The sequence below is a fragment of the Pseudoduganella sp. UC29_106 genome (assembly GCF_044055365.1).
GTDB lineage: Bacteria > Pseudomonadota > Gammaproteobacteria > Burkholderiales > Burkholderiaceae_D > Rugamonas.
Genome location: NZ_CP171977.1, coordinates 2,376,407 through 2,394,820 on the forward strand (window position 1 = coordinate 2,376,407; position 18,414 = coordinate 2,394,820).

Below are 18,414 nucleotides of genomic sequence, written 5' to 3' on the forward strand. Positions count from 1 at the left end.
CCGGGCCGGCCACTGATTGAACATTACAGCTTCGTAATCATTACGCAGCTGTAATCGTCCGCCGCTGTGATCCCGATAAGCTTCCAGCCTTTGAATTGACCGAGGATTACATGCGCGTTCTGCTGCCTGTTGCCCTGGCCCTTGCGCTGTCCGCTTGTGCCGGCAGACCCTTTATACCCGAAGCGGAATGGCAGGCCGGGGCCCGAGCCGCGACCATCGACGGCGTCGATATGCCGGGATCGCCATTGGCCGTACCCGCCGCTTGCGCCGCCGCAGTCGGGCGCGCGCGCGAGGCCGGCCAGCAAATCGTGGCTGTCCATTACAGGCTGCACCGCGCCCAGCGCCATATGCTGGCGGTGGCGGAAACGGGCACGCCGCTGTCCGCCGGGGCATGGGTCGAGCTGTGGCCGGCCGATTGCCGAGAGGGTCAGCTGGGGCGTGTCGTGCCATTGGCCGGGAAGCCGCAGCCATGAAGCGCCTTGCCTTGTACTTGCTGCTGGCGGCAGGCGCCGATGTGCGCGCCCAGCAAGTGATGCGCCTCAGTGAACAGCAGGCGCTTTCCATCGCCCTGCAGCAGCACTGGGACTATCGCCAGAGCGCCATCGCAGTGCGCGGCGCCGAGGCGGACGCCGTGCAGGCGGCGGCTGCCCCGAACCCGACGCTGACCATCAGCACCGCCAATATCAATCCCCATAGCGGTGTGGGCGCCGGCCCGCTCTCCAGCAAGGCGGTCGACAGCATTCTGCGGGTGGACCAGCTGATCGAACGGGGAGGGAAGCGGCAGCTGCGCAGCGACGTTGCGCAACAGCGCGTAGCCGCAGCGGAAGCTGATCGCGCCGACAGCCGCCGCGCGCTGGAGCGCGACATTTCGCAGGGCTATACCGACTTGCTGGCCAGCCAGGAACGCATGCGTGTGCTGACGGAAATCGCCGCGCTGCATGACCAGTCGCTGGCCGTCGCACGGAAACGCCATCGGGCCGGCGACCTGGCTGAAGTTGAAGTCGCCCGCCTGCAGCTGGAGGTGCAGCGCGCGCACAATGACCTGACCTCGGCCAGCCTGCAGCGCCGGACGGCTTCGTTCACGCTGGCGCAGCAGTTGGGCCTGGCCCTCCCGTTGCCGCAGATCGAAGCCAGCGACACCTGGACGGATTCGCTGCCGGCCATGCCCGCCGGCGCAGGTGGCGCGTGCGATGGCCGAGCCGATGTGCAGGCCGCACGTGCGCGGCTCGCCGCAGCGAACAGCGGACTGGCGCTGGCCCGCGCCGGCCGCACGCGCGATGTCTCGCTTGGATTGCAGGCAGAGCACTTTCCAGCCGATCCGGCGCATCCGCAGGGCACCGGCAACAGTTTCGGCTTCTCGGTGCAGATCCCGCTCTTCATCCGTTACAACAATGACGGCGAAATCGGCGCTGCACTGGCCGCGCAGGATGCGGCCACGCTGGCGCTGGAAAAAGCGCGGACACAAGCCTGCAGCGAGGCGGATCAGAGCAGCCAGCAGCTGCTAGCCAGCCAGGAGCGAGCCGCTGCTTATCAGGGAGGCTTGCTGCAGGCATCCCGCCATGTTGCGGAAACCTCGGAGTTCGCTTTCGAGCACGGCGCGCTTGGCGTGACGGACGTGCTGGACGCCCGCCGCTCCTATCGCATGACGCAGCTGGACGGCATTGACGCCCGTGCCGACTACCTCAAAGCGCTCGCCGCCTGGCGCGCCACCCACACTTTTGCAACGCCATGAAAATCCGCCATCTGCTTACCTTATCGGCCGCTCTCGCAGTCTCGGCCTGCTCACGCGCTCCATTGCCGGCTTCCCAGGCAGCGGTCCAGCCGGCCGAATTTATCCGCGTGGCGGCTGCCGACAGTGCACCGTTGCCCGAAGCCGAACCCATTGCCGCACGCATCGCCTTTGACGAGGACCACACGGCCCGCGTCAGCGCGCCGCTGGCGGGCCGTGTCAGCCGGATCATGGTGCAAACCGGCCAGCATGTGCGTGCCGGGGAAGCGCTGGCCAATGTGGCTTCGCCCGACCTGGCGGCGGCCGCCTCGGACGAAAAGAAGGCCGTTGCCGACGCGCGGCTGAAGTCCAGCGCACTGGCGCGCGCACAGCTGCTGTTTGACGCCGGCGTCATGGCAAGCAAGGACCTTGAAGCCGCCAGCAGCGACAGTGCGCAAAGCGCGGCCGAACTGGAGCGCGCCCGCCAGCGCCTGCAGGCACTGGGCGCTTCCGGCGCCGCGGCGGGCGCGCTGGTATTGACTTCCCCGGTCTCGGGCACGGTCGTCGACCGGCAGATCAACCCGGGCCAGGAGGTCAGGCCCGACCTGCCGGCGCCGCTCTTCATCGTTTCCAATCTCGACCAGCTATGGCTGATCGCCGACGTGCCGGAGCAAATGGCGCTGGAACTCAGGATCGGGCAAGCGGTGCAGTTTGAAGCGGATGCCTTGCCGGGCAAGCAGTTCATGGCCCGCATTGCCTATATCGGCGAAATGGTCGATCCGAACACGCGCCGTATTCCGGTGCGCTGTGTGCTGGCGAACGACGATCACCGCCTGCGGCCGGAGATGTTTGCGCGCGTGCGCTTCCAGGGCGGGCAAGGGCAGGCCGGCATTCCCTTGCCGAATGAAGCCATTGTGGTTGATGGCCGCGATGAGTATGTATTCGTGCGCGTCAAGGCGGACGGTTATGCGCGCAAGCGGGTGCACGTGGCGCGACGCGGTCCGGTCACGAGTTACCTGGACAGCGGCGTCGCAGCGGGTGAGCAGGTAGTGGTGGCAGGCGCGCTGCTGCTGAAGGCACAGGCGGGCAACGATGTTCGCTAAATTCATCGACTTCGTCCTGGCCCAGCGCCTGTTCGTGCTGATCATGACGGCTGCGCTGATAGGCTTTGGCTGGCGCGCGGCGCAGCAATTGCCGGTGGAAGCCTTCCCGATGTGCAGGATGTGCAGGTGCAGATCGTGACCCAGTTTCCGGGCCAGGCAGCAGAGGAAGTGGAGCGGACCGTCACCATGCCTGTTGAGCGGGAACTGAGCGGAGTGCCGCACCAGACCCAGTTGCGGTCGGTGACGATTGTGGGCCTGTCGGTGGTGACCCTTACCTTTGAAGACGGCACGGACGATTACTTTGCGCGCCAGCAGGTGCTGGAAAAGCTGCAGAACGTCAGCCTGCCGGCTGGTGTCCAGCCCTCGCTGGCGCCGCTGACCACGGCTGTGGGCGAGATCTACCGCTATGTGCTGGACGCGCCGGCCGGCATGCCGGCCAGCGAAGTGCGCGCCATCCAGGACTGGACCATCCGGCCTGCCTTGCGCAGCGTCTCCGGTGTGGCGGATGTGGTGACTTTCGGCGGCGTGCTGCGTGAATACCAGCTGGCGCTCGATCCCCTGGCCCTGGCCCGCTACGGCATCAGCATCGACCAAGTGCGGCAGGCACTGGCCGCCAACAGCGCCAATACCGGCGCGGGACTGCTGCACCAGGGCGACGAGGCACTGGCGGTGCGCGCCATCGGCCTGGTGACCAGTCCCGAAGAACTGGGGCGCGTTGTCATTGCCAACAAGGGCGGCAAGCCGGTGCACGCCGCCGACCTGGGGGAGGTGCGCATTGGCCATGCTCCGGCCTCGGGCATCGTTGCCTATAACGGCCGCGACGATGTGATCGAAGGCATTGTCCAGATGAGCAAGGGCGCGAACGCGGCCGCCGTGGTAGCCGCCGTGCGCGACAAGGTGCAGCAGTTGAACAAGACGCTGCCGCCCGGCGTACGCCTGCACATTATCTACGACCGCACCGACCTGATCGCCCACACGGTGCACACCGTGCTGGAAAACCTGGTGGTCGGCGCGGTGCTGGTGGTGGCCGTGCTGGTGGTCTTCCTCGGCAACTGGCGCGCCGCGCTGATCGTGGCAGCCGTGATCCCGCTGTCCCCTGCTGTTCGCCTTCATCCTGCTGGATGCACGGGGCATACCGGCCAACCTGATTTCTCTGGGCGCGGTGGACTTCGGCATCATCATCGACAGCGCTGTGGTGCTGGTCGAAGCGCTGCTGGTGCGTAACAGCCTGCGCGAGCCGGGCGCACCGCGCAAGTCGCCCCGCAAGACGCTGCGCGAAACCCTGCTTTCGCTGGGTCATCCCATCCTGTTCGCCAAAGCCATCATCATTGTCGCTTTCCTGCCGATCTACACGTTTCAACGCGTAGAAGGCAAGATTTTTACGCCGGTTGCGTTCACGCTGAGCTTTGCCATGCTGGGCGCCATCATCCTCAGCTTCACCCTGGTGCCCGTTCTGCTGCTGTGGACCATGCACCACCATCCCCTGCAGGAGAAGCACGCCGGGTGGCTGGCCAGCCTGCAGCAGCACTACCGGCGCCTGCTGCAGCGGGCGATGGGGGCGCGTTCGCTGGTGTTCACGGTGTCCATTGCCGTGCTGCTCGGCACAGTGGCCGCGGCACCGCTGCTTGGCAGTGAATTCCTGCCCAAGCTCGATGAGGGCAATATCTGGCTGACCATGAGCCTGCCCGCGTCCGCGGCGCTGCAGCGCACGCAGCTGGTGGAGCATGAGGTGCGCCGTATCCTGCGCAGCTATCCGGAAGTGACGGACATTGTGTCGCACGTGGGACGTCCGGACGACGGCACCGATCCCAAGGGGCCGAACAATATCGAAATCCTGGCCGCGCTGGCACCGCACGGTACCTGGCGTTACGCCGACAAGGAGAGCCTGGTCAGCGCCATGAGCGCGCAGATTCACCGGATTCCCGGCGTGCCGACCAATTTCTCGCAAGTGATCGAGGATAACGTGGAAGAAGCGCTGTCCGGCGTGAAGGGCGAGATCGCGGTCAAGGTGTTCGGTCCTGACCTGGATGTCATCGGCGCCAGGGCGCGCGACATTGCCGCCATCCTGGCCACCGTGCGCGGCGCCAGCGATATCGAGGCCGTGCCCATTGGCGGCCAGAGCGAACTGGATATCGTGCTGGACCGCGAGCGCATGGGCCGCCTGGGCGTCAGCGTTGCCGATGTCAATGGCGCCCTGCAGACCGTGCTGGGTGGACTGGCCGTCACCAGTTACTACGAAGGCGAGCGGCGTTTTGACGTGACCCTGCGCCTGCGCGAGGAGAGCCGTGCCTCGGCCGACCAGATCGGCGCGCTCCCCATCGTCACGCCCGGCGGCGCCAGCGTGCCGCTGGCCTCCGTAGCGCGCATCGATGTGCGCCAGGGCCCGTCGCGCATCAGCCGCGAAACGGGCGGCCGCGTGGCCTCGATCAAGGCCAATGTGATCGGGCGCGACCAGGCCAGCTTTGTCGCCGAGGCGCAGGACAAGGTGGCACGGCAGGTATCGCTGCCGCCCGGCTACAGCATCACCTGGGGCGGCCAGTTCGAGAACCAGCAGCGCGCGGTACGCCGCCTGCAGGTCATCGTGCCGGCGGCGGCCTTGCTGATTTTCCTGCTGCTGTTCTGGGCCTTCCGCTCGGTGCGGCAGGCATTGCTGGTGCTGGGCATCGTGCCGTTCACCCTGATCGGCGGCGTGGCTGCGCTGGCCGCCGCCGGGCTGCACTTTTCCGTTTCGGCAGCAGTGGGCTTCATCGCGGTGGCCGGCATTTCCGTGCAAAACGGCGTGATCATGGTGGAGCAGATGATCGAGCACCTGCGCAGCGGTGTCCGCGTCGGCGAGGCCGCGATCGAAGGCGCAGCGGGCCGCTTGCGCCCGATCCTGATGACGGCCCTGATGGCGGGCCTGGGCTTGCTGCCGGCAGCCCTGTCGCACGGCATCGGTTCGGAAACCCAGCGTCCGTTTGCGCTGGTGATCGTGGGCGGGATTGTGTCCGCCACGGCATTCACGCTGCTGCTGTTGCCGCTGGCTTTTCCCATGCTTCGCGAAGACAAGGAAGAAGAGTAAGAATCAATGCAGAACATACTTTCAAGCGCCACGCCGACCCTTGAGTGGCGCAATCCGGACTTCAAGGAGCGGCTGAAGATGCTGGCCGGCGCCCTGATTTTCCCGCGCGTTACCCGCCGCTGGCTGCTGCAACTGGCCAGCGTGCCGGTGCTGCGTTCCCTTGCGGCGCGCGATCCCCGCATGCGTTACCAGATTTACCGGCCTTACCTTTCCAGTCACCTGAGCGTCGGGGCGCGCGCCGATGCCATCGCCGGCCATTACTGCCTGCTGCACGAACTGGGCTGGGGACGCGCGGCGTTGCTGTCCTCCGGCGCAGCGATCCTGGCGGCACGCTTCGCGGGCCGCACGGACGCGGCATTCGAAGTTCGGCTGTCTACCGCCCATGTCAATGAACGCGAAGGGGAACAGGCGCTGCAGCTGGTAAGCGGTGGCCGTGTGATTTATACGGCCAGCTTCACGCTCGGCCTGGAGGGCGCGCGGCGCCAGCTCACCATCGGTTCACTGCAGGGCTTGCGCGCGGCGGACGGCGAAGACTGCATGCGCGAGGCAACGCGTGAGCTGCACGGAATGCGCCCGTCGAATTTCATGATGGCCCTGCTGCGTGATCTGGCGGCGGCCCTTGCTTGCGACGATGTGGTATTGGTGAGCAACCGGAACCGCATCGTCGTCAATTATCGCCGGCGCAAGCGCATCTGCTTTGATTACGACGGCCTGGCTGGTGAACTCGGCGGCGCCCGCAACGCAGGTGGGAATTTCACGCTGGCGCCGCGTAACGTCGAGGCGCAGGACCAAAGTGAAGTCCGTTCCTCCAAGCGCGCGGCCTTCCGTCGCCGCATCACATTGATAGCGGACGTGCGAACGCAAATCCTGCAAACTGTCGCCGGCTAAGGGCGAGCGCTCACCTTATTTGGGGCAGGACTTCGCGTCATGTGGCGCCAGGAACGCCCAGCGAACGGTGCGCCGCTCGTGTTTTCCGCCGCCCCAGGTCAGCGTCCATGCGCCGGACGCGGCGGCGCCGGCCATCAGCGTCTTCAACTGCAGTGGAGTTCCGGCGCGGCTGTCAGTGATGGCGTCCTCGATGACCATCACGCCGCAAGCGTCGATATCGCCTGGCCTTATCCAGGGTGACTTCGTGTAGTCGCCATCGATCAATACCGATACGCCAGGCAGGCCGGATGCGCGCAGGTTCCCACCCAGCCAGATATCCGTTGCGACGATGCGCAGGGGCGCTCCTGTGTGCGTACGCCACACTTGCCCGGTTTCTTGTGCAAGTTCGGCAGCCGGGAAATTAGCCCTGGTTCGTTTGCCGAAGTGGTCCGCGATGACGGATTTTCCCAGCACCAGGCCCGCGCACAGCACAAGGTGAGCGCAGAGTGTCAAGGCCATCGCGGTCCTGAGCCGTTCCGCCGGCAAACGTGGACGCAGCACCATAACGGCCAGCAAGCCGGCGCACAGGAAGGCGTTGGCGCCCCAGCGCGCTTCGAGTCTGGAACCAGACATCAGGCTGAACAAGACTGTCATCAGCAGTGGTGCGAGGCCAACCACCCAGATGAACAACCGGTCGCCCCCGGAGGTGGCCGTGCCGCAGTCCGGCTCATTCCTCATTGGCGCCGCTTGGCGAGCATGCGCCATATAGGCCAGCAAGAGCAGCATGGGAAGCAGCCGGAAGCACTGGGTCTGAAGGAAGCCGGCCATGCTGGCGAACGCCGCTGCAATGCCGTCCAGCGGCTGCATGACGGACCGCGCATATTGCATGGGCGGGTAGCCACTGGCCTGCAGCCAGTAGAGATGCGGACTGATGACAAGCGTCAGGACGGAGCCGCCCAGCAGCACACCCGCGAATGTGCAGCGACTTCTCGCGCTGCGGTCCAGCACCAGGTATAGCAGCAGCCCGGTAATGTGGAGGATTGCCACATACTTGACCAGAATGGATAAGCCTGCGAATAAGCCGGCGGCTATCCAGCAGGGCAGGCTGCTTCGGCGCACTGCCAGATAGAAGGCCAGCGTTGTAGCAGCCTGGAATGGCAGCAGTACCGTATTGTGGTTAAAGCTGTCTGCGCCGGCGTTGTGATACAGGATCAGCGATGTGAGTAGCACGGACAATGCAGCCTGGCGCTGCGGCAGCATCTCCCGTGCGAGACGCCAGGAAAGGGCGAGGGCGATCACGACTGCAGCTTGAGCCATCACCAGTGGCAATACGACCGAAGGGGGAATGAGGGTCAATGCCGCATGCATGATCCAGGAGGGCAGGGGCGGGTGCTTCCAATATCCCAACTCAAGCGTCGTGCCCCAGCTTAGCTGCTCAGCGGAGTCCAGTTCAACAGAGGAGTAGGACAGCCCGGCCGCAACGCCCCACATGATGACCTGCGCCAACCCGAGCGCCAGCAGCGCTGCCGAGAGGTGCTTGTCAGGGGACGGCCGGGAGGAAGACCGGGCCTGGCCGACGCACCCGTCTTTTGCGCCGCGAGGCGCAGTCAATTTCTGCTGCACGGCCATTCCTTGCTTTCGCTGATCGATACATCGCGGGCACAGGCCGAACTAGGGCAGGCGACGCTCTGTTGTAACGCTACGTTGCTGCTGTATCGTATTGTATCAATGAACGCTGAGCAGGACTTCTCCGCCAATGGGCGCACACGCGTTATTATTACGCCGTTTTACAGCCATCCCATCGCGCCATCCGATGAGCAAAGCCTCCGATTCACCAACTGTCACTATCCGCCACGTGGCTGCGCATGCCGGCGTCTCCATCAAGACCGTCTCGCGCGTGCTGAATTGCGAACCGGGCGTGATTCCTGAAACCCAGGCGCTGGTCCGGGCATCTGTTGCCGCGCTCAACTACAGCCCCAATCCATCCGCCCGCAACCTCGCTAGCGTCGTCTCGAACATGATCGGGTTCGCCTACCAGCACATCAGCCCGGAGGAGGACGATATGCGGGGCGGCCACCAATATTCGAGGCTGCTCCAGATTGGCGCCCTGGAAGCCTGCGAGCGGCACGGATTCGGTCTGATCCCGATTCCCTGCGATACGCGGGCGCAAGACCTGCCTGAGCGCCTTGTCATGAAAGCGCGCGAGCGGCGGCTGGGCGGCCTGGTGATCGCCGCACCGCTTGGCAATAATGCCTTCGGCATGCTGGAAACGCTGAACCGGGCAGGTATGCCGCACGTCTGCATCAGCCCCAACGACCTTGAGCACGACGCACCGTGCGTGGCGATCGAGGAGCAATCGGCTGCCTACGAAATGGCGAAGCACCTGATCGGGCAGGGCCATCGGCGCATCGGTTTCGTCACCGGTTTGCGCAACCTGCGGGTGACCCAGGCGCGTTATGAAGGCTATCTTCAGGCAATGGAAGAACACGGCCTGCCGGTTGATCCGCGCTGGGTCGCCCAGGGTGAATTCACCTTTGCCTCGGGTATCAAATGCGGGGAGAACCTGCTGTCGCTGTCGCCGCCGGTCACGGCCATTTTCGCGAGCAATGACGACATGGCGGTCGGCGTGATGCATGCCGCCTATGCCAGGGGAATCCGGATTCCGGAGGATTTGTCCGTGGCCGGCTTCGACGATACGGAGCTGGCGCGCTTTTCGTGGCCCCCCCTCACCACTATCCGCCAGCCGCTCGAGCAGATGGCGCAGACGGCCGTCGCGCAATTGATCGGCCTGATCCGCCCGCAAAGGGTAAGTGGCGAAGCGCTTTCACCCAGGGCCATATTCCCCTGTAAGCTGATTGCGCGGGCATCGGTCGCACCTCCATCCGACTCCCCCATAAAATAATTCTTGACCATATCTTTGCTTCAGCAGTATCGTTTCGTAAAACATGAATGACAGCGGTGTCATTGGCTGCAAAGGAGACTCTGGATGGCAAAATTTAATCGGGGCCGGCGCCAGCTGCTCGGTATTGCGGGGGCGTCCGCCCTTGGACTGATGGGCTTGCCGCTTGAGTCGAATGGACAGGGGGCTGCGGGGCAGGGCGCCGCCAGCGGGCGGCCGAACATGATCTTGTATTTCCCCGACGAAATGCGGGCCGACACCCTCGGCTGCTATGGCAACCCAACGGTGCAAACACCGAATTTCGATCGCCTGGCCCGGGAAGGGGCGCGCTTCGAAAATTGCCACGCCCAGCATCCCGTCTGCGGAGCATCGCGCTGCAGCATGCTCACTGGCTGGCCCACCAGCGTGCACGGTCACCGCAGCCTGTATTACTTCCTGCGGCCGGACGAGCCGAACATGTTCCGCTACCTGAAACGAGCGGGGTACGACGTTTTACTGGCTGGGACGCAATGACGCGCTTGCCTCGCAAAGTTTCCCCGACAGCGTGACAGAGTGGTTTGACGTGCCCGGCCCGCGCATCGGTTCCGCCACCCCGGCCGCCGCTTCGCAAGGCGCCGCCCCGACCACGATGCTGCTGCCTGGCGGTGCGGCGCCGGGTGAGGGCGGCGATTATGCCCTGGTGCAACGCGCCATCAAGATGCTGGAGACGCGCAAATCGGATCGCCCGTTCTGCATTTTCCTCGCATTGACCCAGCCGCATCCGCCATACCGCGCACCAGCCCGGTTCGACACCATGTACCAGCCGGAACAGATAGCTCCGCTCAGTCCGCCTGGTCTGGCGAAGAAGCCTGCCTTCCATGCGGCGATCCGCAAGGCTTACGGCCTCGATGCGGTATCCGACCTGGAGTTGCGCCGGGTGCGCGCGACCTACTACGGCCAGGTCAGTTATGCCGACTGGCTGTTCGGCCACCTGCTCGATGCGCTGGACCGTACCGGGCATGCGAACGATACGGCGTTGTTTGTCGCATCGGACCATGGCGATTATGCGGGCGACTATGGCCTGGTCGAGAAATGGCCTAGCGGCCTGGAGAGTGCGCTGACCCACGTGCCGCTGATCGCCCGCATTCCCGGCGGCGCGCGCGGGGCGGTGTGCAAGGACATGGTCGAGCTATACGACATCATGGCGACCATGCTCGAACTTGGCGGCGCCAGCGCTACCCACACCCATTTCGCGCGTTCGCTGCTGCCGCAATTGCACGGCGCACCCGGTGACCCCGAGCGCGCCGCTTTCAGCGAAGGCGGCTACAACACCTATGAACCGCAGGCGTTCGAGCCGCCGCTGGCCGGCATCTATTTTGCCAAGTCGGCGCTGCAAAACAGCCAGCCGGATATGGTGGCGCGGGTGGCGTCGGTCAAGACGCGGCGCTACAACTACATCGCCCGCCCGGGTGGCCAGAGCGAACTGTATGACCGTCTCAGCGACCCGCGGGAGAACCGCAACCTGATCGACAGCCCGGCTCACGCCAAGGTGCGCGCCGAACTGCAGAACCGTTTGCTGAACTGGTACATCAACACCACCGGCGTGCCCCCGCTCGACAAGGACCCGCGCGATCTGCCGCCGTTCTACCCGACACCGGGTAACCTGCCGGACGATGCGCAGCGCCGTGCGCGCATCCTGAACGCCAGCGACTAGCCGGACCCGGCCAGCCTGGACTTGCCCGGATGAGCCAAAGGCGGCGCAGGGCAAGGCGGTTGCGCACGTCCGTACTGCCTGTCCAGCCTCATGTCGTGGGCTCGCAGCAACGCTTTGCAAAGTTCCAAATAACGCTTGACCTGGCCTGGCAACGCCGCTAGAGTTCGATCAATGACAGCGGTGTCATTTGCGACAAAAGCCTGCATTTCGAAGGCTGGCCTGAAGAAAACACCGGCATCGGGAGCGCATCCTGGCGCCGAGAAACGATAACAAGCTTCAACATAAAACCGGAGACAAAAGATGGTTGCATCACGTACTGCATGTGTTCGCTCGTCCTTCCGCAAGACCACGCTGGCGACTGCCCTGATGGGCTGCTATTCGCTATCGATGCTGGTCGTCCCCGCAGCGGCATCCGCCCAGGACAGCCAGGCGCCCGCTGCCGAAACGCCAGGGCAGATCCAGGAAGTCATCGTGACGGCGCAAAACGCAAGGAGAACCTGCGCGAGGCGGCGGTGTCGGCCGCGGTGGTCACGGCCGATAGCCTGGTCAAGAGCGGCGTGGAAACGCTGGATGATGTGGGCAAGGCGGTTCCTTCCCTCGTCGCGGCGCCGTCGGGCGGTAACCTGCGTTCGGGCTTCACCATGCGCGGCATCAGTACCAGTGTGGTCACGGTGGGTGCACCCAGCGGCACCGCCGTGATGATCGACGGCGTGACCCTGGCGCCCGAGTCGATGGCCGCCAAGCAGCTGACCGACATCCAGAACCTCGAGGTGCTGCGTGGCCCGCAGGCCACGCTGGGCGGCCGTACCGCCTCGTCAGGCGTCGTCAACATCGTCACCCGCGCGCCGGAAGACAGCTTCAGCGGCCGGGTTGGGGCGACCGCTGACCAACGATGGCCAGCGCCGGGTGGAAGGCTTTGTTACCGGCCCCATCAGCGACAAGCTGAAATTCAGCGTGTCCGGCTACGATGGCAAGACCGAGTACCCGACCCGCAACCTGAACACCGGTGAGAATGACTTCGAAAAGGCCAAGGGCATCCGCGCCAAGCTGCTGTTCACGCCAATCGAGGGCCTGGATATAACCCTGACCGCTTCCCGCAGCGACATGGACAACCACGGCACCTTCCAAAGCTATATCGTGCTCGACCCGAACGCCAAGTATCGCGGCTTCATCCCTTACCGCACGGCGCTGCCGGCCGGTATCAACGTCAGCCGAGACAACTTCGACTACGCCGTGCGCGGCAATCCCGGCACCGACGCCGTCGACAAACTGTATTCGGCCGTCGTCAATTACAAGGTCAATGGCTGGACCTTCAGTTCTATCACCGCGCGCCAGCAGGAAGACCGCGATCTGCTGGCCAGTAACCATATCCAGAACTCGGACCTGTCGGCGCTGCTGACGAATGGCCAATACAGCTGGGACATGATGCAGCGTTCGATCCTGGACGTGACCACAACCAGCCAGGAATTCAAGGTTGTCTCGCCGCAGATGGGCATTGTCGACCTGCTCGCCGGGGATCTACGGCCACGATGACACCCGCTTCGATTTCGTGCGCGCCAGCTTCGGTGTGCCTTCCGGCCCGACGCCGCTCAGCGTTTACCGTGTGGCCGATACCACTACCAAGGCGCTGTACGGCCGTGCAAACTGGACCCTGACGCCGGAAGCGACGCTGGTCACGGGCCTGCGCGTGAACCGCGACGAGATCGGGTACACCTATAACCTGCGCTACAACACCACGCCCGCCAGCGCTTCCGTCCCGTTCACGCGCACCGATGCCGCCAGCCAGAACACGACGGTCGGCGATGTGGCGCTGCGCTACAAGCTGTCGCCGAATGTGATGAGCTATGCCAGCATTGCGCGCGGCTACAAGCCTGCGATCTGGAACCTCGACGGTGTCGTTACCGCTACCAATAACTTCCGCCCGTCAACCGTGAGAATGTGACCGGGTACGAACTGGGCCTGAAGGGCGTGTTCCTGAACCGCCGCCTGACCCTGAATGCGGCGCTGTTCAATACGGTCTATAAGGACTTCCAGGTCCAGACTTTCGATCCGATCTCGCCGGCATCCACCTTCGCGCTGAGCAATGCGGGCAAGGCCAGCACGCGCGGCCTGGAGCTCGATGGCCGCGCCGTCCTGCCCGCCGATTTCAGGCTGAACGCCAGCCTGGCCTTCGTCGACGCCAAGTTCGACGATTACGCCGCCGCCACCTGCTACACGGCGCAAACCGTAGCCCAGGGTTGCTTGCGCGCCGCCAGCGGTACCAGTTACCAGAATCTGTCCGGCACCAGGCTGCCGAATGCGCCGCGCTGGAAGGCCAACCTCGGGCTGGACAAGACCATCCCGTTCGACAGCCTGCCGTTCGACCTGACCCTGAGCAGCAACTACACCTTCCAGACCAAGGTCAATTTCGACCCGAACGGCAACCCGATCGCGACGCAGGGCGCATACGGTATCCTGAACCTGAGCGCAAAACTGGTGGATCGGGCAGGGCATTACGACGTGGCCCTGTTCGTGAACAATGCACTGGACCGCAGCTATATCTCGGGCCTGATCGACCAGGGTTCGCGCTGGGGTAACCTGGCGGCGCTGACCGCGTGGCGCAGCCGCGATGCGCAGCGCTACATTGGCCTGCGCCTGAACAGCTACTTCTGATCGTTGGCGATGCCGTCCGGCCAGGCGCTGGCCGGCGTCACTGCAAGCCCACCAATGTGACGCGCCGCCGGTGCGCGCGAGGACACCGATGTCAAGCCCGAACCCGATACCCATGCAGGAAAAGATCGCCTATGGCATGGGCGATTTTGCCAGCAACCTGATCTTTCAGAGCGTTGGCACCTTCCTCATGTTTTATTACACCGATATTTATGGACTGCCCGCCGCAGCGGTCGGCACGCTGCTGTTTGTTGCCCGCAGCGCCGATGCCGTCTGGGACATTTTCCTGGGCACGCTGATCGACCGCACCCGCAGCCGTTGGGGCCAGTGCCGGCCCTACCTGCTGTTCGGCGCGCCGCTGCTTGGATTGTGCGCGATCGCGACCTTCACCGTACCCGGTGGCGGCAGCGTCGCCAAACTGGTGTACGCCTATGTGACGTATATCGGCCTGATGATGGCCTACAGCATCGTCAACATCCCGTACGGCGCCATGCCGACCCTGATGACCGACGATGCGCGCGACCGCACTAAGCTCGCCTCGGTGCGCATGTTCTGCGCGCTGGGCTGCGGCCTGCTGGTCAACACCTCGATGGTCAAGCTGGTGCACTTCCTCGGCGGAGATGACCGCCAGGCCGGCTACCAGTACAGCATCATCGCGCTGGCGCTCACCGGGATCCTGTTGTTCTGGGCCTGTTTTGCCGGCGTGCGCGAACGGGTCGCGCCGGTCGTGCAGCACGCCGAGGTCGGGCGCGACCTGCGCACACTGCTGGCCGGCCGCGCGTGGTGGATGATGGCGCTGATCGCACTCTGCATCTACACCTCGTTTGCGATCACCAGCGGCTCGGCGATGTACTACTTCACCTACCTGGTCGGCGATAGCAGCCGGGCCGCCAGCTATTTCCTGTATGTCGGCCTCGGCAATCTGTGCGGTGTGCTTGCCTCCTACCAGCTGACGCGCCGCTTCTGCAAGCGCCGGGTCATGATGGCCTTTTCGCTGTGTGCGGCGGCGCTGTATGGCCTGTTCTATTTCATCGATCCGCACCAGGCGCTGCAGGTCAACGCGCTCGCCTTCTGCATCTATTTCTTCGGCGGCGCCAGCCTGCCGATCGTGATGTCGATGGTGCCGGATACCGCCGATGATGCCGAACTGCGTTCCGGGCGCCGCATGGTCGGGCTGACCGCCAGCACCAACGCCTTTGCCGTCAAGTTCGGGCTGGGCCTCGGCGGTGCGCTGTCGGGCTTGATCCTGGCCTCGGTTGGCTACCACCCGAATGTCGCCCAATCGCCGGAGACACTCGAAGGGATCAGGCTGATCATGAGTGTCGTCCCGGCGGCGGGCAAGGTGCTCGTCTTCATCATCCTGTTGTTCTATCCCTTGAATCAGAAGCGGCTCGACCAGATCCAGCCGCTGCTGCGGGCAAGCCCGTGCCGCCAGGCGTTCTGCCTCGCCCGTGCTCCAATCCACTACCGTTTGAGAATATTTATGATCGATACACTTGCCCTGCCACCGTTTAACCTCTCGCCGGACGACATTGCCTGGGTGCGCGCGACCCTGAATCGCCTGAGCGCCGAAGAAAAAGTCGGCCAGCTCTTCAACTACGTCACCTTCGGCGATGACCTGGACAATATCCGGTCGCTGAGCGCGCTCAAGCCGGGGGGCATGCACCGCTTCATGTACGGCCTGGAGCAGGGGCATGAGGCCACGCGGCTCGCCCTGGAAATGAGTGAGGTGCCGCTGCTGATCAGCGGTGATATCGAAGGCGGCATCACCAGCTTCCCCTTCATTACGCCGCTGCCGAACCAGATGGGCGTGGCGGCCTGCGACGACCTGGAACTGAGCACGCGCATGGCGGCGGTGGTTGCCGCCGAGTGCCGCGCGCTCGGCTTCAACTGGACGTTTGCCCCGGTGGTCGACATCAATCACGCGTTCCGCAGTGCAGTGGTGGGCACGCGCTCATATGGATCGAATGTCGACACTGTGCGCGAACAGGCGCTGGCCTTCATCCGGGAATTGCAGCGCCAGGGCCTGGCCGCCACCGCCAAGCACTGGCCGGGCGAGGGCTTCGACGATCGCGACCAGCATCTGGCCACCACCGTCAATCCGCTCGATATGGCGCAGTGGGAAGCCACCTTCGGCAATATCTACCGTTCCGTCATCGATGCCGGCGTGATGAGTGTGATGTCCGCCCACATCGCACTGCCGGCGTGGGTACGCGAAAAGCTGGGCAAGCCGTTCAACGGCCGCGACGACTTCCAGCCGGCCTCGGTCTCCGCGCTGCTGAACCGCGACCTGCTGCGCGGCGAACTGAAGTTCAACGGCCTGGTCGTTTCCGACTCCACCACCATGGGCGGCTTCGTATCCTGGGCCGAGCGCGCGGAACTGGTGCCGATGGTCATTGAAAATGGCTGCGACATGTTCCTGTTCAGCCGTACGCCCGCCGAGGATTACAAGTTCATGCTCGATGGCCTGCGCCGCGGCGCCCTGTCGGAGCAGCGTCTGGAGGAAGCGGTTACCCGCGTACTGGGCCTGAAGGCGGCGCTGGGACTGCACCGCATCTCGCACCAGGAGCGCCTCAAGCCGCTGGCAGAAATCCGGCGCGTGCTGCGTTCGGGGCCGCATATGGAGGTGGCCGGCGAGCTTGCCTCGCAAGGCATCACACTCGTCAAGGACACCCGTGAAGTGTTGCCGCTTTCCGCCGACCGGTACCGGCGCGTGGTGGTGGTCAAGCACAAATTTGAAACCTTCTTCCCGGGTTCAACCACACCCACGGTCGAGCCGCTGATCGAAGGCTTGCGCGCTGAAGGCTTCGAGGTGCGCGAGTATGACGAGCAGAATCTGCCCAAACGCGAAGACACTGACCTGGTGCTCTACCTTGTCGGCAACGAGGCGACGCCGACGGCGTCGCGCGTCTTCCTCGACTGGCGCGCACTGCAAGGCGGCACGCGCGCGGCGATGACGCGCTTCTGGGCCGAAATTCCAAGCCTGATGGTGTCCTTCGGCCAGCCATACTTCCTGTACGACGCACCGGGTGTTCCGGCCTACATCAACGCCTACACCTGCCTTGAGCCGGTGCTGGAAGCGTTGCTGCGCAAGCTGATGGGACGCGAGGAGTTTACCGGGGTGTCGCCGGTGGATCCGTTCTGCGGCCAGGACGCCGCGCGCTATTGAACGCAGCCGAAACGAATGCGCCCGCTGACCCGTTGCCTGATGTTTGCAGTGTCGTTGCCGCCAGCCCGGTCTGGTGCGCCGGCGAACGCGCGCAAACGAATCACGGCATCACACCTTATCGACGCCGGCGCTTGACGCGGTAACGGCTTCAACCCTGAGGAGAAAGAAATGAGTTCGCAAACAGACCAGGCATCGTCAGCGCAGGAGGGCGCAGGGAAAAGCACGAAGGAACAACGTGCCGATTTTTACCAGCGCATCAGCGCGCGCCACCTCACGCCTTTATGGGAAGTGCTGGGTGCGCTGGTTCCACCTGCACCGACTTCGCCAGTGGCGCCGGCCCTTTGGCGCTACGCTAAAGTGCGTGAGCAGGTGATGGAAGCGGGCCGCCTGATCAGCGCAGAGGAGGCGGAGCGCCGCGTCCTGGTGCTGGAGAATCCTGCGCTGCGCGGCAACTCGTCGATCACCCAGTCACTCTACGCGGGCCTGCAGCTTATCCTGCCCGGTGAGGTGGCGCGAGCGCACCGGCACACGCAGTCGGCATTGCGCTGGTGCTGGACGGGGAGGGGGCCTACACGGCGGTCGACGGCGAGCGCACCACCATGCGCCGTGGCGATTTCATCATCACGCCGTCCTGGACTTGGCACGACCACGGTAACCTGGGCGACGAACCGGTGGTGTGGCTTGATGGGCTGGATATTCCGACCGTGCGCTTCTTCGACGCAGGCTTCGCCGAGCGCGCAAGCCAGGCCTCGCGGCCCGGTGGCGCGACTGGAAGGGGATGCGCTGGCCCGTTACGGCCACAATATGCTGCCGGTCGACCTGGCGCCGCAGGCCGCATCCGACCCGGCAAAGCTTTTCGTCTACCCCTACGCCGCGACACGCCAGGCGCTTGAATCGATCGCGCTTACGGCGCCGGACGCGCACTTCGGCCACAAGCTGCGCTATGTCAATCCCGCCACCGGCGCATCGCCCATGGCGACCATCGGCGCCTTCGCCAGTTGTTACCAGAGGGCTTTACCAGCAAGCCCTATCGCAGCACCGATGGCACAGTCTACGTTTGCCTGGAAGGTGAGGGGAGGCGCCGAGATTGGCGGCGAAACCTTCGCGTTCGGGCCAAACGATATTTTTGTCGTCCCATCCTGGCAGCCATTGCGGTTGCAGGCCCGCTTCAGGACGGTCTTGTTCAGCTTTTCAAGACCGGCCGATGCAGCAGGCGCTTGGACTGTGGCGAGAAGAAAAGATGTAATTACCCTCAATCTGGAGAG

General features: G+C 64.5%; 17 protein-coding genes and 1 pseudogene. 16 read left to right on the plus strand and 2 right to left on the minus strand.

Annotation, left to right across the window (positions count from 1 at the left end):
* Nucleotides 1–23: 23 nt before the first annotated feature.
* The gene (locus tag ACHMW6_RS12360; RefSeq protein WP_395407380.1) at nt 24–320 is read right to left on the minus strand and encodes a hypothetical protein; all 297 of its coding nucleotides are present in this window, start codon (nt 318–320) and stop codon (nt 24–26) included.
* Between ACHMW6_RS12360 and ACHMW6_RS12365 the strand changes: the two genes are divergently transcribed.
* The 7 genes from ACHMW6_RS12365 to ACHMW6_RS12395 are packed head-to-tail and all read left to right on the plus strand — an operon-like array spanning nt 309 to nt 6,760.
* Nucleotides 309–473, plus strand: a complete 165-nt coding sequence (locus ACHMW6_RS12365; RefSeq protein ID WP_395407381.1) for a hypothetical protein — start codon at nt 309–311, stop codon at nt 471–473. The two genes, ACHMW6_RS12360 and ACHMW6_RS12365, sit on opposite strands and share 12 nt — an antisense overlap.
* Nucleotides 470–1,732, plus strand: coding sequence for a TolC family protein (locus tag ACHMW6_RS12370; protein ID WP_395407382.1), 1,263 nt, complete (start codon nt 470–472; stop codon nt 1,730–1,732). Before ACHMW6_RS12365 ends, ACHMW6_RS12370 begins: the two co-directional genes overlap by 4 nt.
* Nucleotides 1,729–2,811 (plus strand): efflux RND transporter periplasmic adaptor subunit, encoded by a 1,083-nt coding sequence (locus ACHMW6_RS12375; RefSeq protein ID WP_395407383.1) that lies wholly within the window; start codon nt 1,729–1,731, stop codon nt 2,809–2,811. Before ACHMW6_RS12370 ends, ACHMW6_RS12375 begins: the two co-directional genes overlap by 4 nt.
* Nucleotides 2,801–2,950, plus strand: a complete 150-nt coding sequence (locus ACHMW6_RS12380; protein ID WP_395407384.1) for a hypothetical protein — start codon at nt 2,801–2,803, stop codon at nt 2,948–2,950. The genes ACHMW6_RS12375 and ACHMW6_RS12380 overlap by 11 nt, the downstream gene beginning before the upstream one ends.
* Nucleotides 2,947–4,035: an efflux RND transporter permease subunit gene (locus tag ACHMW6_RS12385; protein WP_395407385.1), complete on the plus strand. Its 1,089-nt coding sequence runs from the start codon at nt 2,947–2,949 to the stop codon at nt 4,033–4,035. Before ACHMW6_RS12380 ends, ACHMW6_RS12385 begins: the two co-directional genes overlap by 4 nt.
* The gene (locus ACHMW6_RS12390; RefSeq protein WP_395408595.1) at nt 3,965–5,872 is read left to right on the plus strand and encodes an efflux RND transporter permease subunit; all 1,908 of its coding nucleotides are present in this window, start codon (nt 3,965–3,967) and stop codon (nt 5,870–5,872) included. Before ACHMW6_RS12385 ends, ACHMW6_RS12390 begins: the two co-directional genes overlap by 71 nt.
* Before the next feature lie 6 nt (nt 5,873–5,878).
* Nucleotides 5,879–6,760, plus strand: coding sequence for a DUF535 family protein (locus ACHMW6_RS12395; protein ID WP_395407386.1), 882 nt, complete (start codon nt 5,879–5,881; stop codon nt 6,758–6,760).
* A gap of 15 nt (nt 6,761–6,775) precedes the next feature.
* Here the strand turns inward: ACHMW6_RS12395 and ACHMW6_RS12400 are convergent, their stop codons facing one another.
* On the minus strand, nt 6,776–8,362 hold the full coding sequence (locus ACHMW6_RS12400; RefSeq protein WP_395407387.1) for a glycosyltransferase family 39 protein: 1,587 nt from the start codon (nt 8,360–8,362) through the stop codon (nt 6,776–6,778).
* 190 nt (nt 8,363–8,552) lie between these two features.
* On the opposite strand from ACHMW6_RS12400, the gene ACHMW6_RS12405 reads away from it, so the two are divergent.
* From ACHMW6_RS12405 to gtdA, 9 genes and pseudogenes are all read left to right on the plus strand, one after another.
* Nucleotides 8,553–9,641, plus strand: a complete 1,089-nt coding sequence (locus ACHMW6_RS12405; protein WP_395407388.1) for a LacI family DNA-binding transcriptional regulator — start codon at nt 8,553–8,555, stop codon at nt 9,639–9,641.
* 84 nt (nt 9,642–9,725) lie between these two features.
* Nucleotides 9,726–10,151: a sulfatase-like hydrolase/transferase gene (locus tag ACHMW6_RS12410; protein WP_395407389.1), complete on the plus strand. Its 426-nt coding sequence runs from the start codon at nt 9,726–9,728 to the stop codon at nt 10,149–10,151.
* 31 nt (nt 10,152–10,182) lie between these two features.
* Entirely contained in the window at nt 10,183–11,331 is a 1,149-nt protein-coding gene (locus tag ACHMW6_RS12415) for a sulfatase-like hydrolase/transferase (protein WP_395407390.1), read from the plus strand.
* 320 nt (nt 11,332–11,651) lie between these two features.
* On the plus strand, nt 11,652–12,341 hold the full coding sequence (locus tag ACHMW6_RS12420; RefSeq protein ID WP_395407391.1) for a TonB-dependent receptor plug domain-containing protein: 690 nt from the start codon (nt 11,652–11,654) through the stop codon (nt 12,339–12,341).
* The gene (locus ACHMW6_RS12425; RefSeq protein WP_395407392.1) at nt 12,286–12,864 is read left to right on the plus strand and encodes a hypothetical protein; all 579 of its coding nucleotides are present in this window, start codon (nt 12,286–12,288) and stop codon (nt 12,862–12,864) included. Before ACHMW6_RS12420 ends, ACHMW6_RS12425 begins: the two co-directional genes overlap by 56 nt.
* A complete protein-coding gene (locus ACHMW6_RS12430; protein WP_395407393.1) occupies nt 12,827–13,273 on the plus strand; it encodes a TonB-dependent receptor domain-containing protein in 447 nt (148 codons plus the stop codon). Before ACHMW6_RS12425 ends, ACHMW6_RS12430 begins: the two co-directional genes overlap by 38 nt.
* Nucleotides 13,270–13,983 (plus strand): TonB-dependent receptor domain-containing protein, encoded by a 714-nt coding sequence (locus ACHMW6_RS12435; protein ID WP_395407394.1) that lies wholly within the window; start codon nt 13,270–13,272, stop codon nt 13,981–13,983. Before ACHMW6_RS12430 ends, ACHMW6_RS12435 begins: the two co-directional genes overlap by 4 nt.
* An 88-nt stretch (nt 13,984–14,071) precedes the next feature.
* On the plus strand, nt 14,072–17,149 hold the full coding sequence (locus ACHMW6_RS12440; RefSeq protein ID WP_395407396.1) for a glycoside-pentoside-hexuronide (GPH):cation symporter: 3,078 nt from the start codon (nt 14,072–14,074) through the stop codon (nt 17,147–17,149).
* Nucleotides 17,150–17,317: 168 nt separating this feature from the next.
* Nucleotides 17,318–18,395, plus strand: a pseudogene (gtdA, locus tag ACHMW6_RS12445) (gentisate 1,2-dioxygenase).
* Nucleotides 18,396–18,414 lie beyond the last annotated feature (19 nt).

What these genes read in the sequence shown, in the direction of transcription:
- ACHMW6_RS12360 (WP_395407380.1), bottom strand. Translation starts at nt 320, where the DNA reads ATGGACAGCCACGATTTGCTGGCCGGCCTCGCGCGCGCGCCCGACTGC.
- ACHMW6_RS12410 (WP_395407389.1), top strand. Translation starts at nt 9,726, where the DNA reads ATGGCAAAATTTAATCGGGGCCGGCGCCAGCTGCTCGGTATTGCGGGG.
- ACHMW6_RS12440 (WP_395407396.1), top strand. Translation starts at nt 14,072, where the DNA reads ATGTCAAGCCCGAACCCGATACCCATGCAGGAAAAGATCGCCTATGGC.
- ACHMW6_RS12420 (WP_395407391.1), top strand. Translation starts at nt 11,652, where the DNA reads ATGTGTTCGCTCGTCCTTCCGCAAGACCACGCTGGCGACTGCCCTGAT.
- ACHMW6_RS12395 (WP_395407386.1), top strand. Translation starts at nt 5,879, where the DNA reads ATGCAGAACATACTTTCAAGCGCCACGCCGACCCTTGAGTGGCGCAAT.
- ACHMW6_RS12370 (WP_395407382.1), top strand. Translation starts at nt 470, where the DNA reads ATGAAGCGCCTTGCCTTGTACTTGCTGCTGGCGGCAGGCGCCGATGTG.
- ACHMW6_RS12380 (WP_395407384.1), top strand. Translation starts at nt 2,801, where the DNA reads ATGTTCGCTAAATTCATCGACTTCGTCCTGGCCCAGCGCCTGTTCGTG.
- ACHMW6_RS12405 (WP_395407388.1), top strand. Translation starts at nt 8,553, where the DNA reads ATGAGCAAAGCCTCCGATTCACCAACTGTCACTATCCGCCACGTGGCT.
- ACHMW6_RS12375 (WP_395407383.1), top strand. Translation starts at nt 1,729, where the DNA reads ATGAAAATCCGCCATCTGCTTACCTTATCGGCCGCTCTCGCAGTCTCG.